This window comes from Burkholderia sp. BE17 (assembly GCF_009362305.1).
Lineage (GTDB): Bacteria > Pseudomonadota > Gammaproteobacteria > Burkholderiales > Burkholderiaceae > Burkholderia > Burkholderia pyrrocinia_C.
This window is the reverse complement of sequence record NZ_WHNU01000020.1, coordinates 40,951-56,696: the sequence shown is the minus strand read 5'-3', so window position 1 is coordinate 56,696 and position 15,746 is coordinate 40,951. Positions and strand designations below refer to the sequence as shown.

The 15,746-nt window shown below is 65.1% G+C and carries 12 protein-coding genes and 1 pseudogene; 4 read left to right on the top strand and 9 right to left on the bottom strand.

Annotation, left to right across the window (positions count from 1 at the left end; translation table 11 throughout):
* Window positions 1–46: 46 nt before the first annotated feature.
* From GD429_RS18555 to wecB, 7 genes are all read right to left on the bottom strand, one after another.
* On the bottom strand, window positions 47–1,027 hold the full coding sequence (locus tag GD429_RS18555) for an NADPH:quinone oxidoreductase family protein (protein WP_152858790.1): 981 nt from the start codon (window positions 1,025–1,027) through the stop codon (window positions 47–49).
* Between the two features lie 148 nt (window positions 1,028–1,175).
* A complete protein-coding gene (locus GD429_RS18550; protein WP_152858787.1) occupies window positions 1,176–3,005 on the bottom strand; it encodes an acyl-CoA dehydrogenase in 1,830 nt (609 codons plus the stop codon).
* 110 nt (window positions 3,006–3,115) lie between these two features.
* The gene (locus GD429_RS18545) at window positions 3,116–3,883 is read right to left on the bottom strand and encodes a class II aldolase/adducin family protein (RefSeq protein WP_321574701.1); all 768 of its coding nucleotides are present in this window, start codon (window positions 3,881–3,883) and stop codon (window positions 3,116–3,118) included.
* A 70-nt stretch (window positions 3,884–3,953) separates the two neighbouring features.
* Window positions 3,954–6,278 (bottom strand): xanthine dehydrogenase family protein molybdopterin-binding subunit, encoded by a 2,325-nt coding sequence (locus tag GD429_RS18540; protein WP_152858784.1) that lies wholly within the window; start codon window positions 6,276–6,278, stop codon window positions 3,954–3,956.
* On the bottom strand, window positions 6,275–6,736 hold the full coding sequence (locus GD429_RS18535; RefSeq protein ID WP_152858781.1) for a (2Fe-2S)-binding protein: 462 nt from the start codon (window positions 6,734–6,736) through the stop codon (window positions 6,275–6,277). Before GD429_RS18535 ends, GD429_RS18540 begins: the two co-directional genes overlap by 4 nt.
* Window positions 6,737–7,090: 354 nt before the next feature.
* Complete coding sequence (locus GD429_RS40515) at window positions 7,091–7,264, bottom strand: hypothetical protein (RefSeq protein WP_193727138.1); 174 nt, start codon at window positions 7,262–7,264, stop codon at window positions 7,091–7,093.
* A gap of 85 nt (window positions 7,265–7,349) precedes the next feature.
* Entirely contained in the window at window positions 7,350–8,567 is a 1,218-nt protein-coding gene (gene wecB, locus GD429_RS18530; protein WP_152858778.1) for a non-hydrolyzing UDP-N-acetylglucosamine 2-epimerase, read from the bottom strand.
* A gap of 333 nt (window positions 8,568–8,900) precedes the next feature.
* Between wecB and GD429_RS18525 the strand changes: the two genes are divergently transcribed.
* From GD429_RS18525 to GD429_RS41135, 4 genes and pseudogenes are all read left to right on the top strand, one after another.
* Window positions 8,901–9,203, top strand: coding sequence for a hypothetical protein (locus tag GD429_RS18525; protein WP_152858775.1), 303 nt, complete (start codon window positions 8,901–8,903; stop codon window positions 9,201–9,203).
* 685 nt (window positions 9,204–9,888) lie between these two features.
* Complete coding sequence (locus GD429_RS18520) at window positions 9,889–10,983, top strand: hypothetical protein (RefSeq protein ID WP_152858772.1); 1,095 nt, start codon at window positions 9,889–9,891, stop codon at window positions 10,981–10,983.
* A 49-nt stretch (window positions 10,984–11,032) separates the two neighbouring features.
* A complete protein-coding gene (gene glmS / locus GD429_RS18515; RefSeq protein ID WP_152858769.1) occupies window positions 11,033–12,850 on the top strand; it encodes a glutamine--fructose-6-phosphate transaminase (isomerizing) in 1,818 nt (605 codons plus the stop codon).
* 75 nt (window positions 12,851–12,925) lie between these two features.
* A pseudogene (locus GD429_RS41135) lies at window positions 12,926–13,057 on the top strand (preprotein translocase); the annotation flags it as partial.
* A gap of 297 nt (window positions 13,058–13,354) precedes the next feature.
* On the opposite strand, the gene GD429_RS18505 reads toward GD429_RS41135, so the two are convergent.
* Complete coding sequence (locus GD429_RS18505) at window positions 13,355–15,070, bottom strand: ShlB/FhaC/HecB family hemolysin secretion/activation protein (protein WP_415748945.1); 1,716 nt, start codon at window positions 15,068–15,070, stop codon at window positions 13,355–13,357.
* An 80-nt stretch (window positions 15,071–15,150) separates the two neighbouring features.
* Window positions 15,151–15,621 carry a hypothetical protein gene (locus tag GD429_RS18500; RefSeq protein ID WP_152858763.1) on the bottom strand — a complete coding sequence of 157 codons (471 nt, stop codon included), beginning with the start codon at window positions 15,619–15,621 and terminating at the stop codon, window positions 15,151–15,153.
* Window positions 15,622–15,746: the final 125 nt, after the last annotated feature.

The window sequence follows — 15,746 nt, the reverse complement described above, 5'->3', positions numbered from 1 at the left end:
CACATGCCGTCACGGGGCGCTTGCCGCGCCACGCGCCGGACCCGGATCATGCGTCCGGCAGGATCACCACCTTGCCCTTCACCTGCCGGTTCGCCATCCGCGCGATCGCGTCGGCCGCGCCGGCCAGCGACACGCGCTCGGTGATCGCCGGCCGCACCTTGCCGGCCGCGAACCACTCGGCGAGCAAGCGCATGTTCGCGACATGCTGCGCGGGGTCGCGCCGCACCGCGTCGCCCCAGAACACGCCGAGAATGTCGCGCTCCTTGAGCAGCGCCAGATTCAGCGCGATCTTCGGAATCTCGCCCGCCGCGAAACCGACCACGAGGAACCGGCCGTGCCACGCGGTCGCGCGCAGCGCCGCCTCGCTGTATGCGCCGCCCACCGGATCGTAGACGACGTCGGCGCCGTGCCCGCCGGTCAGCTCGTCGACGCGGCGGCGCAGGTCTTCGGTCGAGTAGTCGATCGTCTCGTCGGCGCCCGCGGTGCGGCACAGCGCCAGCTTGTCCGCACTCGATGCCGCCGCGATCACGCGCGCGCCGAGCGCCTTCGCGATCTCGATCGCGGCGAGCCCGACGCCGCCCGCCGCGCCCAGCACGAGCAGCGTCTCGCCCTGTTGCAGGCGCGCGCGCTGCTGCAATGCGTGCAGCGACGTGCCGTACGCGAGCACGAGTGCCGCGCCCTGCTCGAACGTCATGCCCGGCGGCAGCGCGGCGATCTGGTGCACATCGGCCACGCACTGTTCCGCGAACCCGCCGTGCCCGGTGAACGCGACCACCGAATCGCCGGGCCGCCACCCGGTGACGCCTTCGCCGACCGCTTCGATCACGCCGGCAAACTCGGCGCCCGGCGAGAACGGCAGCGCCGGCTTCACCTGATACAAGCCCTGGACGATCAGCGCGTCGGGGAAATTGAGCGACGCCGCCTTCACCTGTATCCGGACCTGGCCCGCGGCCGGTTCGGGAATCGCGACGTCCTCGATGCGCAAGCGGTCGATCGGGCCGAATGCGGTACACAACAGGGCTTTCATGCTCTCGTCTCTCCTTGCGCGGCGTGGCCGGGCATCGGTACAGTCCGCGGGATATGCCCGCACGGCCGGTTCACGACGTATACGCGGCGGCCGGCAGGATCGGCATCCGCCACATCGTCAGCATTCCGGAATATCGGCGCGGCATCGTTCAGAACCACGCGTCGTGCATGTCGAGCGTCGTCGTATCGACGCTCGACAGCAGATCGAGTTGCGCATCCACCTTCGGCAATTCCCAGCGGAAGAAGTAGCGGGCCGCCGCACGCTTGCCGTCGTGGAAATCGCCGCCGTGCCCGTGCGCGGCGAGCGTCACGTCGAGCCACAGCCACGCAACGACGAGATGGCCGAACGCTTCGAGATAGACGCTCGCATTCGCAAGCCGTTTCTGCGGCTCGCCGATCGCGCCCAACTGCTGGGTGAGCTCGCACAGCCGCGCCCAGCGCCGCGCCAGCGCATCGGCCTGCTCGCAGGTGCCGACATCCAGCGCCCGCGCGCGTTCGACGGTCGCGCGGATCCGTGCGTCGAGCGCGCGCAGCAATGCACCGTCGTCCTGCGCGACCTTGCGGCCCAGCAGGTCGAGCGCCTGGATCCCGTGCGTGCCTTCGTGAATCGGATTGAGGCGATTGTCGCGATAGAGCCGCTCGACCGCATAGTCGCGCGTATAGCCATAGCCGCCGTGCACCTGGATCGCGAGATCGTTCGCGGCGAGGCACCACTGCGACGGCCAGCTTTTCGCGATCGGCGTCAGGATGTCGAGCAGGCGCGTGGCATTGGCGCGCACCTCTGCATCTTCATGCGCGCGCCCTTCGTCGACCAGCTTCGCGCAGTAAAGGATCAGCGCGAGGCCGCCCTCGACATAGGCCTTCTGCGCGAGCAGCATGCGCCGCACGTCCGGATGCTCGACGATCGGCGCCTGCGGCGCGGCCGCATCCTTGCCGGCCGGCCCGAGCGGACGCCCCTGCGGCCGGTTGCGCGCGTAGTCGAGCGCGTGCAGATAACCCGTGTAGCCGAGCGCCACCGCACCCGCGCCGACACCGATGCGCGCCTCGTTCATCATGTGGAACATGTAGGCAAGGCCGTGGTTCGGCTTGCCGACCAGATAGCCGATCGCGCCCGCACGCCCTTGCGGACGATAGCGCGTGCCTTCGCCGAAATTCAGCAGGCAGTTGGTCGTGCCGCGATAGCCCATCTTGTGGTTCAGGCCGGCGAGCACGACGTCGTTGTGTTCGCCGGCGCCGCCGCCGTCCGTTCCCGGCAGATACTTCGGCACGATGAACAGCGAAATGCCGTGCGTGCCGGGCTGCAACCGGCCGTGTTCGTCGGGAATCTTCGCGAGCACGAGGTGGACGATGTTCTCCGCCAGCTCGTGTTCGCCGCCGGAAATCCACATCTTGTTGCCGGTCAGCCGGTAGCGCGGGCCGAGCGGCGAATCGCGTTCGAAATCCGCGCGCGTCGCGATGTCGGACAGCGACGAACCGGCTTGCGGTTCGGACAGGCACATCGTGCCGAGGAAGCGCCCTTCCAGTTCCGGGCGCGCGAACGCGTCGATCTGCGCGGCACTGCCGTGCGCGACGAGCAGGTTCGCGTTGGCGACGGTCAGGAACGGATAGGCGGCGGTCGCGATGTTCGCGGCCTGGAAGAACAGGAACGATGCGGCTTCGACCAGCTTCGGCAACCGCATGCCGCCGAGCGCTTCGTCGTGGCCCGCCGCAATCAGCCCGGCGTCCGCAAACGCTCGCACGGCCGGTTCGACTTCCGGAATCAGTGTCACGCGTTCGCCGTCGAACTGCGGCTCCTCACGATCGCCGCGCGCTGCATGCGGCGCGAACAGATCCGTGGCGATCCGCTCGCTGGTGTCGAGCACCGCGTCGAAGGTCTCGCGGCTGTGCTCCGCATAACGCGGCAGCGCAACGAGCGCTTCGGCATCGAGCCAGTCGTACAACAGGAACGCGAGATCGCGTCGCGACATCAACAGGCTCATCGTGCCGTCTCCCGGGGTGCCGGCCTTGTCAGCCGAATGAATGGATCCGTGGTTGCAAAGTGCCGGCACGAATTTAGCACGGTCGTTCGCAAACAACAACGACCCGCGCGCTACTCCGCGTATCCGGGATTACGCCGATCGAGCCGGCGCAGCAACCCGGGCCAGACGAGCGCCCCGGCGCCCATCCCTCTCGTGACCGCGGCGATCTGCTGCTTGATGCCGTCGAGAATCGGTTGCGCGATCGGCAGCAGCGCCGCGCCGCCGGACTGCGCGCGGACCTGGATCATGCACGCCGCTTCGAAGAAGTACATCGCGACGAACGCGTCGGCCGGCGTGGCGCCGACGGTCAACAGCCCGTGGTTGCGCAGCATCAGGTACGTGTTGCCGCCCAGGTCGCGCACGAGGCGCGATTTCTCGGCCTCGTTGAGCGCGATACCCTCGTAGTCGTGATAGCCGAGCGATGCCTGCACGGCGAGCGACTGCTGCGACAGCGGCAGCAAGCCCGCTTCCTGCGCCGATACGGCGACGCCGTTGATCGAATGCGTATGCATCACGCACAGCGCGTCGTCGCGGGCCGCATGCACCGCACTGTGAATGGTGAAGCCGGCCGGATTGATTTCGTACGGCGAATCGGACACCTTGCGTCCGTCGAGATCGACCTTGACCAGCGATGACGCCGTAATCTCGTCGAACATCATTCCATACGGGTTGATCAGGAAATGGTGCTCCGGGCCAGGCACGCGCGCGGAAATGTGGGTGAACACCAGATCGTCCCAGCCGAACAGCGCGGTAAGGCGATAAGCCGCCGCCAGGCTGACTCGCGCATCCCATTCGGCGGGAGAAACGGCCTGCTTCAGGCTGACATCGGATGAGGCCACGTCGACACTCCTTGTTCAGGGATTGGATGCGTACCGAGCCGCGCGATGCGGCCCGGCCTGGGGTATTGCGTCAACCTGCCTGCGGCTTCGCGAGCTGATCGGCGACGGGCAGGCTGCGGACGCGCGTGCCGGTCGCCGCGAAGATCGCGTTGGTCAGCGCCGGCGCGACGGGCGGCAGGCCCGGCTCGCCGACGCCGCCGAGCGGTGTCGCGAAGTCGTCCGGCGCGACGAGATGCACGCGGATCTCGCGCGGCGCCTCGTTCATTCTCAGCACCTGGAAGCCGTTGAAGTTGCTCTGTTCCGGATGGCCGTCCTTGAACGTGATCTCGCCGTGCAGCGCAATGCCGAGCCCCATCACCACCGCGCCTTCGAGCTGCGAGCGCACGCGCTCCGGATTGACCTGCGGCCCGCAGTCGATCGCGATGTCGACGCGCGGCACCGAGATCTTGCCGTCCGCACCGACCTGCACCTCGCACACCGCGGCCGTGTACGACACGAAGCTGCGATGCGCGGCGATCCCGAGCCCGTGCCCCTTCGGCAGCTTGCGGCCCCAGCCGGCTTCGCGCGCGACCGTCTCGACCACGCGCCGCAGCCGCCCGGTATCGACCGGATACAGCGCGGGATCCTCGCCGTAGTTCACATTTTTCACCGTGATGTGCGGCTCGAAACGCCGTGCGGGCCCGATCAGCTCGAGCAGGAAATCCTTCGGGTCGCGGCCGGCCGCGTGCGCAAGCTCCGACACGAAGCTCTGGACTCCGAACGCATGCGGAATGTTGTAGACCGAGCGGAACCAGCCGATCCGCGTGTGCGCTTGCGTGGCCGGATTCTCGATCCGCACGTTCGGAATCGCGAACGGCAGGTCCGCGATCCCTTGCGCGAGCTCGCCCGGCTGCTCGTGCACGACGCCCGCCCTGAAGGTCGACTGGATCGACGGCGCGACCGTGCGATGCTGCCATGCGACCACCTTCCCCGACGAATCGATCCCGCCGTCGAATGCTTCGAGCGACACCGCGTGGAAATAGTCGTGCGCGATGTCGTCCTCGCGCGTGAACGTCAGCTTGACCGGCGCGCCGACCGCCTTCGACAGCAGTGCCGCCTCCACCACGTAGTCCGGTTTCGACTTGCGGCCGAAACCGCCGCCGAGCAGCGTCACGTTGACCGTCACGTGCTCCGTCGGCAGCCCGAGCGCCTTCGCGATCTCGTCGCGCGTGGTCTGCGGCGCCTGCGTGCAGGTCCATACTTCGCAGCGGCCGTCGGCCACCCGCGCGACGGCCGCGGGCGGCTCCATCGTCGCGTGCGCGAGATGCGGGATGTAGTACGTCGCGCGCACGCGTTTCGCGGCGCCGGCGAGCGCCGTGGCCGCGTCGCCGTCGTTGCGGATCACGTCGCCCGGCTGCGCGGCGGCCGCTTCGAGCGTCTTGCGATACGCGGCCGAGTCGTAGTTCGCGTTGGGCCCGTGCTTCCAGTCGATCTTCAACTGCGCGCGCGCCTGGATAGCCGTCCACGTGTCGCGCGCGACGACGGCCACGCCGCCGAGCGGCTGGAATCCGGACGGCAGCGCCGTCGACGCGAGCTGCACGACCTTGACGACGCCCGGCAGCTTCTCGGCGGCCGATGCGTCGAACGACGCCACCGTGTCGCCATAGGCCGGCGGTCGCGCGACGACCGCATACAGCATGCCGTCGAGCCGCGTGTCGATCCCGTAGTGCGCACGGCCGCCGACGATGTCGCGGCCGTCGATCAATGCGGTTTTGCCCTTGCCGATATAGCGGAATTCCGCCGGCGCCTTCAGCATCGCGGTGGCGGGATCCGGCGCCGGCAGCGCGGCCGCTTTCGCCGCAAGTTCGCCGAAGCCGAGCTTGCGCCCGCTCTTCGTATCGACGACCTCGTGCACCGTCACCTTGACCTGACGTGCATCGACGCCCCACGCCATCGCGGCAGCCTGCTCGAGCATCGTGCGCGCGGCCGCGCCCGCGCGGCGCAGCGCGGCGAAGCTCTGGCGCAGGCTGCGCGAGCCATCGGTGTTCTGGTTACCGTAGCGCGGCTCGTCGCCGACCGCCTGCGCGACCTTCACGCGCGCCCAGTCCGCGCCGAGTTCATCGGCAACCACGAGTGCGACGCTCGTGCGCACGCCCTGCCCCATCTCGGAGCGAATGCAGGTCACGGTCACGGTGCCATCCGTTGCGATCGCAACGAACAGGTGCGGATCGTCGCGCAGCCCGTGCGGCATCCCCGCGCCGCCATATTGCGGAGTCGCGCTGACGGGCGGCTGCACCGGCGCGGCCGCGCGCGCGAGCGACGGCACGCCGAACGCGAGCAGCAGCCCGCCGGATGTGAAGCCGAGCAGTAGCGCGCGGCGGCTTTCGTTGTGGACCGAGAATTCGGGCGCGCTCATGCGGTACCTCCGCGGCGCACGGCCAGCCGGATCGCCGCGCGAATGCGCGTATAGGTGCCGCAGCGGCAGATGTTGCCTGACATCGCGTCGTCGATGTCGGCGTCGCTCGGATGCGGATTCGTCTTCAGCAACGACGCGGCCTGCATGATCTGCCCGGACTGGCAGTAGCCGCATTGCGCGACGTTCAGTTCCTGCCATGCCTGCTGCAGCGGGTGCGTCAGGTCCGTCGACAGTCCCTCGATCGTCGTCACGCGCTTGCCGGAAGCGGCCGCGACGGGCGTGATGCACGACCGGATCGCGACGCCGTCGAGATGCACCGTGCACGCGCCGCACAGCGCCATGCCGCAGCCGAACTTGGTGCCGGTGTGGCCGAGGACATCGCGCAGGTACCAGAGCAACGGCATGTCGGGATTGCCGTCGAAGTGCTGTTCGCTACCGTTGACGGTCAGCGTGATCATCGTTCACCTCCTGGTTGCGACGCCCGCGTCGGACAGGCATCGAGTGGGGATTCGAACGGCGCGGCGCACATTCCGAACAACCAGGCAGGCGTGGCGCCGTTTCGTGGACCGTGTCGCCTGCAGACACAATCGGGCCGATGCTGCAAACGAGGCCGTCGCACGGTTGCCTTCGCAACATTTCGATGACATCCCGGTCAACCGCTCGTCCGCATGGATCGCCGATCGCATTATCGAACCATTTCGAATTTGCCGTCGGATCGAGGCGATTCGAGAGTTTTAGGCAATCGGGGAAGGACGTTCAGCCGGGAATGCCGTGTTCCGTCCGGCGTTTTTTTCGGCGATGTCGCCGGCTGCTTATGTCCCGGCGTCTCGATTCGCGGCGGAAGGCGTTTCCTTCTCGTTCTCGCACGCCGCCTGCTCGCCGTCGTCCGATGCTTCCGCTCCACGGTTGTAGAGCCATACGACCAGGCCGCCCAGCGCGATCAACGGGCCGAGGAACAGCAAATTGTCGATCGCGAAATCGCGCAAATGCAAAGGTCCGGCCGGCCTGCCGGCCGGACCGGACCTTCGTACGACCGCACCGAACGGTTCGGACGCTACCGCGCGATCACGTTCATCGCGACCGCAACGCCTGCAATCCCAGCGTAAGCGCGTTATGCGGCATTTCCGCGGCACCCATCGAAAAACTCGTCGTCTTCGCGGTCGCCCCCGGCGTACGCATCAGCGCGTGAACGATCCGCTCGCTCGCATGCCCGTCGCCGTACGGATTGCTCGCGCGCGACATTTCCCCGTATGCGCTCTCGTTGTCGAACAGCCGCGACGCCTCCCAGACGATCCGCTCCTGATTGGTGCCGACGAGCCGCGCGGTGCCGGCCTGGATCGCTTCGGGCCGCTCTGTCGTATCGCGCGTGACGAGCACCGGCTTGCCCAGCGCCGGCCCTTCCTCCTGAATGCCGCCCGAATCGGTGATGATGAAATGCGCGCGCGACATCAGGAATACGAACGACAGATATTCCTGCGGCTCGATCAGGTAAATGTTCGGCAGGCCGCCGAGCAGCGCGCGCGCCGGCTCCCGCACGTTCGGGTTCATATGCAGCGGATAGACGAACTGCGCATCGCGATAGCGGTTCGCGAGCGTGGACAACGCCTCGCAGAAATGCCGGAACGGCTCGCCGAAGCTCTCGCGGCGATGGCCGGTGATCAGCACGACACGACGCGACGGTTCGAGGAACGGAAAATTCGCTGCAACCTTCTCCGTCAGCTCGGTGTTGTGGTCCAGCATGCGCTTGACCTCGTGCAACGCATCGATCACGGTGTTGCCGGTCAGCACGACCGAGCCCGCCGGCACGCCCTCGCTGAGCAGGTTGTCGCGCGCTTTCCCGGTCGGCGCGAAATGCCACGACGATACCGCGTCGGTCACGCGGCGATTCAGTTCCTCCGGCCACGGCGACCAGATGTCGCCGCTACGCAAACCGGCCTCCACGTGCCCGACCGGCAGGTAACGGTAGAACGCCGCGAGACTGACCGCGAGTGTGGTCGTCGTATCGCCGTGCACCAGCACGACGTCCGGGCGCAATTCGTCGAAGACCAAGCCGATCGCCTGAAGAATACCGGTCGTCACGTCGGTCAGCGTCTGACTTTGACGCATCAGGTTGAGATCGTAGTCGGGCTTGATGTCGAACAACGTCAGCACCTGGTCGAGCATTTCCCGATGCTGTGCGGTCACGCATACCTTGACGTCGACATCCGTTTGCGCCTTCAGCGCGCGCACCAGCGGCGCCATCTTGATGGCTTCCGGCCGAGTCCCGAACACAAGCAAGATCTTTTTCATCGTTATCCTCGTTTAGCCGTCTCGCGCCGAATGACCCTGCTCGTGGCGCGAAGCATGTATTCAGGCGGCGCCTCCCGTACTCGCACTCGGTCAACACGTAGCGGTGTCGCGGGGCGAGCGCGCCGTCCTGTCCGCGCGGTCCCCGTCACGCGAATCGTCGTACTACCGGCGTCCCGTCGCACTTGATCAGTCACGTCATGAGTCGTTCCTCGCAGCGTCGAGCGGCGCGTCTGTTCGTCACGTCACTACGACTACAGCAATATTCAAACCAGCCGCCCTCCGGCCGGGTTCGGTTCGCACGGTGCGCGCGGTGCACATGCAGCGAGTTTCGGAATGTTTCACAACTGCTACGAGCTCGCATCGCCCGGCGAGCGCGACATCGACAAACATCCGGTCGGTCGCGCGATCCGTCCGGCACATCGTCCGATCAATGACGAATTCATTCCGGGTGTCAATTGCGCGTCGGACCTCACGCATCTTTCGAAACGCTTTGCTTCGCCTCGGTTCGCTACTTTTTCCGTGCAGCGCGCGGCACGCGATCGACCGCGTGGCTCCGGTCATACACGAAGGGTTTCCCCGACACGCGGCGTCGTTCGCGTCACACGAATCGACGAACGCGAAATGTTGCGGATCTGAAACGCAGATTCGGCACCGGGCGGCTACATCGGAGTCCGCTCCATCCGGTGCATGCGGCAGCGGGAACCTCCCCGGCGTCCCGGCCAACGCACACGCGACGCACGACACATAACGCGCCGACCATGCAAAGCCGCGCCCTGCAAGGCGGCACGGGTTCCGCGGAAAAATCGCTCGCCGGAGCCGCGTGCGGGCCGCGACACCGACCGTGCACGGTCGCGCCGCCTGCACACGAGCTGATTCGTCGGTGAATCAAAAAATGCCGCCTCCGCCCGGGCCGCACTCGCAGCCAGCTCCCCCGCTCCTTGCTGCACGGCGCATCGCGACTGATGGCTCACACCTTGCTTAATGCAAGTCAGGTGTGTCCCGAAGTACTCGCACGACAGCGGACAGACGGAGGCGCCAAAGCAACGAAGCCGGGACGCGACGCGTCCGCCTGGGGCAAAAGACAGCCGCCCCGGCGCGACGAACCTGCCGTCGTTTCCCGCTGACATCCGCGCGATCCGCGGGTCGCCTTCGAGCGCTCATGCGACGAACCGGCTCGTGAGCGCGAAAACGGCACCAGCCTCACGTTCACCAGCACCAGGGTGCACTGAGCCACAACGTCGACACGCTCGCCAGGCGCGACGCGGCCAACGCCGCACCCGGCGACGATTGCGAAGGACCACCCGCGCAGGAGCCCCCGATCATGAACCGGCCCGCGCTGTTCCCTGCCGCACGCGCATGCGTGGCGACCGCCGCCCGGCTGCGCCGCCTGTGGCGCGTCGCCTGCTGTGTCGCCGTGTGCGGCTTCGCGCTGCACGCGAGCGCCGTCGAGCTCCAGCTCAGCGGGCTGTACCAACGCCCCGACGGGGCGATCACCGTACGCCGGAACGGTGCCGGCATCGATCCTTATTTCGCGGCGAAGGCGCTGCTCGCCGCCTCCGACGCGCGACTCGACGCGCATCAGGCCGCACTCGCGTGGATCGCCTGGCTGTTGCCCCGCCAGCGACCGGACGGCGGATTCGACCGCTACTGTGTGAAGAACAGCCAGTACAGCACTTGCGCCGAAGCGGACACCGACGACGCGATGATGGCGACCTGGATCGAACTGCTCGCCCGTTTCGCGCCGTCCGACGGCATGCCCGCCGCATGGGAACTCAGCCTGAGTCGCGCAGGCGCGCATCTGGACACCCTGCTCGACAAGCCTGCCGGCGTCTACCAGATCTCGTCGTCGCTGCACGTCGCGCTGCTGATGGACAACGTCGAGGTACACAGCGCGTTCCGGGCGCTCGCGGCCTACTACTTCCGGCGCGCCGACTACATGCATGCGGGCCCGTGGAGCCAGCGCGCCGACCAGCTCGAGTCGGCGATCCTGAAGGTGTTCTGGCTCGGCGCGCAATCCGGTTTTCGCTCAAGCACGCAGCGAATCGGCGGTACGAGCTTTTATCCGGAGAAAGTCGCACAGATCTTCCCGCTTCTGTCCGATATTCAGGTTCCCGAACAATCCAACAAGACAATCTACGCGCAATGGATGCAGAAGTACGGCAAGGCGTGGCAGCACCTCGCCGGCACCGATTATCCGTGGGGCTTGATCGCGCTGGCCGCGTTCAAGATGAACGACTGGAGCACGGTCGCATGCTGGCATGCGCGATCCGGTCCGTACCGCCACGGCGCACACTGGAACGTACTGGAGGAGTCGCTGTATCTGGCATTCGAAAGCAGGATGGCCGAGCCCGTCACGCCCGCTCAATGCGGATTCACGACGGCGACGGCAACGCCAACGGCAACCGCGTCGCGCTGATGCAAGGGCGCAAGCGGTCCATGATGATCGACATGGAAGGAGACATGTAATGTGTGGCATCGTCGGCGCGGTCGCGCAACGGGACATCGTCCCGATTCTGATTGAAGGTTTGCGTCGCCTGGAATATCGCGGCTACGATTCATGCGGCGTCGCAACGGTCGTCGACGGCCAGGCGCGCCGCGAACGCAGCGTGTCGCGCGTCGCCGATCTCGACGCACACGTGCGCAGCACCGGCCTGACCGGCAGCACCGGCATCGCGCACACCCGCTGGGCGACGCATGGCGCACCGGCAACCTGCAACGCGCATCCGATTTTCTCGCGCGACGAAATCGCGCTCGTGCACAACGGCATCATCGAGAACCACGAAACGTTGCGCAAGCAACTTTCAGATGAGCACTACGAGTTCGACGGCCAGACCGACACCGAGGTCGTCGCTCACCTGATCCACAGCAAGTATCGCGGCGACCTGCTCGCCGCCGTGCGCGATGCGACGTCGCAACTTCACGGCGCCTATGCGATCGCGGTGTTCAGCAAACACGAGCCGCAGCGGCTGATCGGCGCGCGGGCCGGCTCCCCGCTCGTCGTCGGCGTGAAGGACGGCGAATGCTTTCTCGCGTCCGACGCGCTCGCGCTCGCCGGCATCACCGACCGCTTCATCTTTCTCGAGGAAGGCGACGTCGTCGAGTTGACGGCAGGCGGCGTGCGCGTGCTCGATCGCAGCGGCGCGCCCGTCGAGCGTGCGATACAGACCGTCTCCTCCGTGCAAGGCGTGGTCGAACTCGGGCCGTACCGGCACTTCATGCAGAAGGAGATTTTCGAGCAACCGCAGGCCGTGGCCGCGACCATCCCGGATGCGGGGCTGTTCGATCCGGCCGTATTCGGCCCTGACGCCGCCCGGGCGTTCGAACAGATCGACAACGTGCTGATTCTCGCGTGCGGCACGAGTCACTATTCCGGCCTGACCGCGCGCCGTTGGCTCGAAACGATCGCGCGCGTGCCCGCGCAGGTCGAAATCGCGAGCGAATACCGTTACAGCGACGCGCTCGCCACGCCGAACACGCTGGTGGTGAGCGTGTCGCAATCCGGCGAGACCGCCGACACGCTCGCCGCGCTCAAGTACGCGCAGGCGCTCGGCCATATCGACACGCTGGCGATCTGCAACGTGCCGACCAGCGCGATGATGCGTCAGACCGGCCTGCGGTTCCTGACGCGGGCCGGCCCGGAAATCGGCGTCGCGTCGACCAAGGCGTTCACGACGCAGCTCGTCGCGCTGTTCATCCTCGCCGTGACGCTCGGGCGGCTGCGAGGTTACGTCGACGACGCGCAGCTTGCTCGCTACACGATGCAGTTGCGGCGGCTGCCCGACGCGCTCGACGACGTGCTCGGGCTGGAGCCGCAGATCGAACGCTGGGCGGCGGAATTTGCGCAGCACGAAAATGCGTTGTTTCTCGGGCGCGGGCTGCATTACCCGATCGCGCTCGAAGGCGCGCTGAAGCTGAAGGAGATTTCGTATATCCACGCGGAAGCGTATCCCGCGGGCGAGCTGAAGCACGGGCCATTGGCACTCGTGACCCATACGATGCCAGTCGCGACGATCGCGCCGAACGACGCGCTGCTCGAGAAGTTGAAGTCCAACATGCAGGAAGTGAGAGCGCGCGGCGGGCAGCTTTATGTGTTCGCCGATGCCGATACGCGGATCGATAACAGCGAGGGGGTGTCGGTGTTGAGGATGCCGGATTATTACGGGCTGTTGTCGCCGATCCTGCATGTGGTGCCGTTGCAGCTGCTTGCGTATCACGCGGCGTGTTTGCGCGGTGCTGATATCGACAAGCCGAGGAACCTGGCGAAATCGGTGACGGTGGAGTGATGGGGTTGTGTAAACCGGGGTGGGCCCGCGAAGGTCTTCAAGGGATCTGACTGGCCCGCCCTACACGATTCGAACGACGTTCCAGTCGAGGTTGTCGCTCAAATTCACGGACACAAGCCGTCCGCTCTGGACGAGAAACATTATCGTAGACGCCCTCTCGACCTCTTGAGGAAATGGCACGATTTGATCGAACAATGGATGCTGTAGCAAGGCCCCTTCATGACAAACGAGACCGCGTTCACTCAGCAGTTCCTGAAAGCGATGCTGCACGCGCACTTGTTCGCACTGGACGCAAGTTATCGTGCCTCGCATCGCGACAGTGCCTGAGCGAGTGAAGTCGCGGCCTGATGCACAACGGAATTCATAGTAGGACTTCAACCCGCCCCATTCCTTCGTCAGCAACGGAAACCCACGCTCGGTGGCAATCTTGATCAGACGGGAAAATTCCTGCCTCGTCAGGCCTGCGATATGTCCGTGTCGGCGACGTGCTTGAACTTATCGTCGTCAAAACTGTGCAGTTAGCTGAAATCCGACCGTGACGCGTCCGGTCGGAAAACCTGACGGCTTGTAGACAGGCGTACCCGCGAAGAGATCGTACGCATATGTGCCGAGTCGCGTGCCCACGCTACCCTTTACGCCGATCACTGCGCCAGCCAACTGCGTTCCGACAAGGACGACAGGCTGCGGGCCCCATACGCGACCATAGTCGAGTCCCGCATAAACTGCCTGCCCCGTTTGGCCGATCGGCGCCTGCAGTTCATTGCGCCAGTAGAAGCCGCGCGCCGCGGCGAGCATCGTCTCGCCGTCGAAACCGCGTACTGTATACCGACTGCCAATCGTCAAGTCGTCGATGTAGTACAGCGTGTTTCCGGTGTACTGGCCGTGGAATGTGCCGACATAGCGGAACGGCTGCTTGCCGATCGCGAACGGCACCGACAGGTTCGCGTCGAGCACCGCCATCTTGAAGCGATAGGTCGGCCCACCTCCAGCCGCCAACGTATCGTCCTGAGCGCCCCATCCACCGACGCCTTGACGATATGCAAGTGAGCCGTCGAACTGCGCCCCGCCGAAATAGTGGCGATCGGTCAGGCCGAGCTCAATCATCGTGTTATTGCGGCGCTGCTGTGAGATTTCGGTGTCTTCGATGAAGCTTTGCCCGAAACGACGCGACAGGCGAACGTACGCACCGAACACATCATTCTGACTACGCGACAGCACGCGGGCCAGCTTGAGGTCGACCGTCTTTGAGTTGCCGCTCGCGACGAATGTCTGATTCACGCCAGCAATCTGCTGGTAGTACGTGTTCGTGTAAGCGGACAGCGTGGCCGTCCAGTAGCCCCACGGAATCGAATAGAAACCGTTCCAGCCGTGCGAGCCGAGGCGCTTGTCCCCAAACTCCAGATCCTGGCTGACGCCGATGTTGAAGACGTCGTTCAGGCCCAACGGATTGTCGATACCGAGCGACAGATTGCCTTGCAGCTTGCCGGTCGCACGTGTGCCAGAGTTGTCGACCGATGCGACGACGGTCCACGGTTTGCCGCGCTTCACGTCGAGTACGACATCACTTTCGCCGGGCAGCTCGCCCGGAACGATCTGCATCGAGACGTCCTGGCTCGACACGCGTTTCATTTGCTCAAGGCCCTGTTCGAGATCGCGCAGGTTCAGCAGTTCGCCGTCGTCCGTTGGAAACGCGGTCTTCCACGTGCCGCGCAGTTTCTCGTCGGCGAAGCGCACGTGGCGGATCACGCCGGGGATCAGCGAAAACTTGAGGGTGCCGGTCGAAAGATCTTGTTCTGGCAGCAGCACGCGCGTCGTGACGTACCCGCGCGCCTGGATCGCTTGCGACAGGCCTTTAACCAACATGTCGAGCCCCTGTTTGCCGACACACTGGCCAGTGTAGTGCTCAAGCCATTCGCGCGCGAAGGCGAAGCGGTCCATCGGCAACGTCGACGCGCCCTGCGCCTTCGCTGCGCTGGGCAACGCGTCCGGTACGTCGAGAGCAAACCGGTCGACGCGAAAACACGGAGTTTCGGCCGGAATCGCGGGATATGCTTCGATGCGCGGCACCTCAGAACGAACCGAAGGCGCATGCACCGCGGCGTCGCGCTGCTGCGCATCGCGTTGCTGTTGCGCCTGGCGCTCCTGCTCCGCATTCGCGCGCGCAGCAGCGGCTTGGTCTGTCGGCGTCGGGGCTTGCTGCGCCTGCACGGCCACCGCCATCAAGGCGACGAAGGGCACGGCCGCCAGCTGTCTGGTTATTGTCATTTGATGGTTAGTTTTTTACTGGCCCTATACCGTGGCTATTTGGCCACTTTGCCGATCTCAATCGTAAACACAAGGCCTTCGAAATCCGGATCACCCATCCCGTCGCTGCAATGGAATGCGATTTGACGATCATTTTTTTTCACCAACATCCCAGCATTTCCAATCCATGCACGCGAAACATCATCACATTTCCAAACATTCCAAACCTTTAGGGTGGCCTTTGCGCCCTTCTTCATCGCGATGCTCATCGGAATATGCTTCGGACTGCGATCCACCCACATGACGAAATCCGTCAAAATTTGATTATTAACTTTAATATTACAATTCGACGCCTTTATTTTAACGCCTTGAATTGACGATTTTTTACTTGATACAAAATCAAGGGATAGCACAGTGTCGCCAGAAGATATATCAATTTCATACAAACCGTATATCTCCCGACCGTCAACTTCAATTTTTGGTGCTCTAGCTTCTTGGAAACGCTGCGCTAATGAGAGGTTCGTCATGTCAATATCCCGGTCTGCGATACGGATCTACTTTTGCACGGTCTTGCGGTCACCGAGGCACGAATTCTTTCCCACCATCACGGGCGGGGACGGGCTCGTGACTCAGTTCGATCGGAATGTCATTC

Bases quoted from the DNA above. Each gene is read 5' to 3' on its own strand.
- GD429_RS18555 (WP_152858790.1), bottom strand. From the start codon at position 1,027: ATGAAAGCCCTGTTGTGTACCGCATTCGGCCCGATCGACCGCTTGCGC.
- GD429_RS18550 (WP_152858787.1), bottom strand. From the start codon at position 3,005: ATGAGCCTGTTGATGTCGCGACGCGATCTCGCGTTCCTGTTGTACGAC.
- GD429_RS18540 (WP_152858784.1), bottom strand. From the start codon at position 6,278: ATGAGCGCGCCCGAATTCTCGGTCCACAACGAAAGCCGCCGCGCGCTA.
- GD429_RS18535 (WP_152858781.1), bottom strand. From the start codon at position 6,736: ATGATCACGCTGACCGTCAACGGTAGCGAACAGCACTTCGACGGCAAT.
- wecB (WP_152858778.1), bottom strand. From the start codon at position 8,567: ATGAAAAAGATCTTGCTTGTGTTCGGGACTCGGCCGGAAGCCATCAAG.
- GD429_RS18525 (WP_152858775.1), top strand. From the start codon at position 8,901: ATGTTTCACAACTGCTACGAGCTCGCATCGCCCGGCGAGCGCGACATC.
- GD429_RS18520 (WP_152858772.1), top strand. From the start codon at position 9,889: ATGAACCGGCCCGCGCTGTTCCCTGCCGCACGCGCATGCGTGGCGACC.
- glmS (WP_152858769.1), top strand. From the start codon at position 11,033: ATGTGTGGCATCGTCGGCGCGGTCGCGCAACGGGACATCGTCCCGATT.
- GD429_RS18505 (WP_415748945.1), bottom strand. From the start codon at position 15,070: ATGGCGGTGGCCGTGCAGGCGCAGCAAGCCCCGACGCCGACAGACCAA.
- GD429_RS18500 (WP_152858763.1), bottom strand. From the start codon at position 15,621: ATGACGAACCTCTCATTAGCGCAGCGTTTCCAAGAAGCTAGAGCACCA.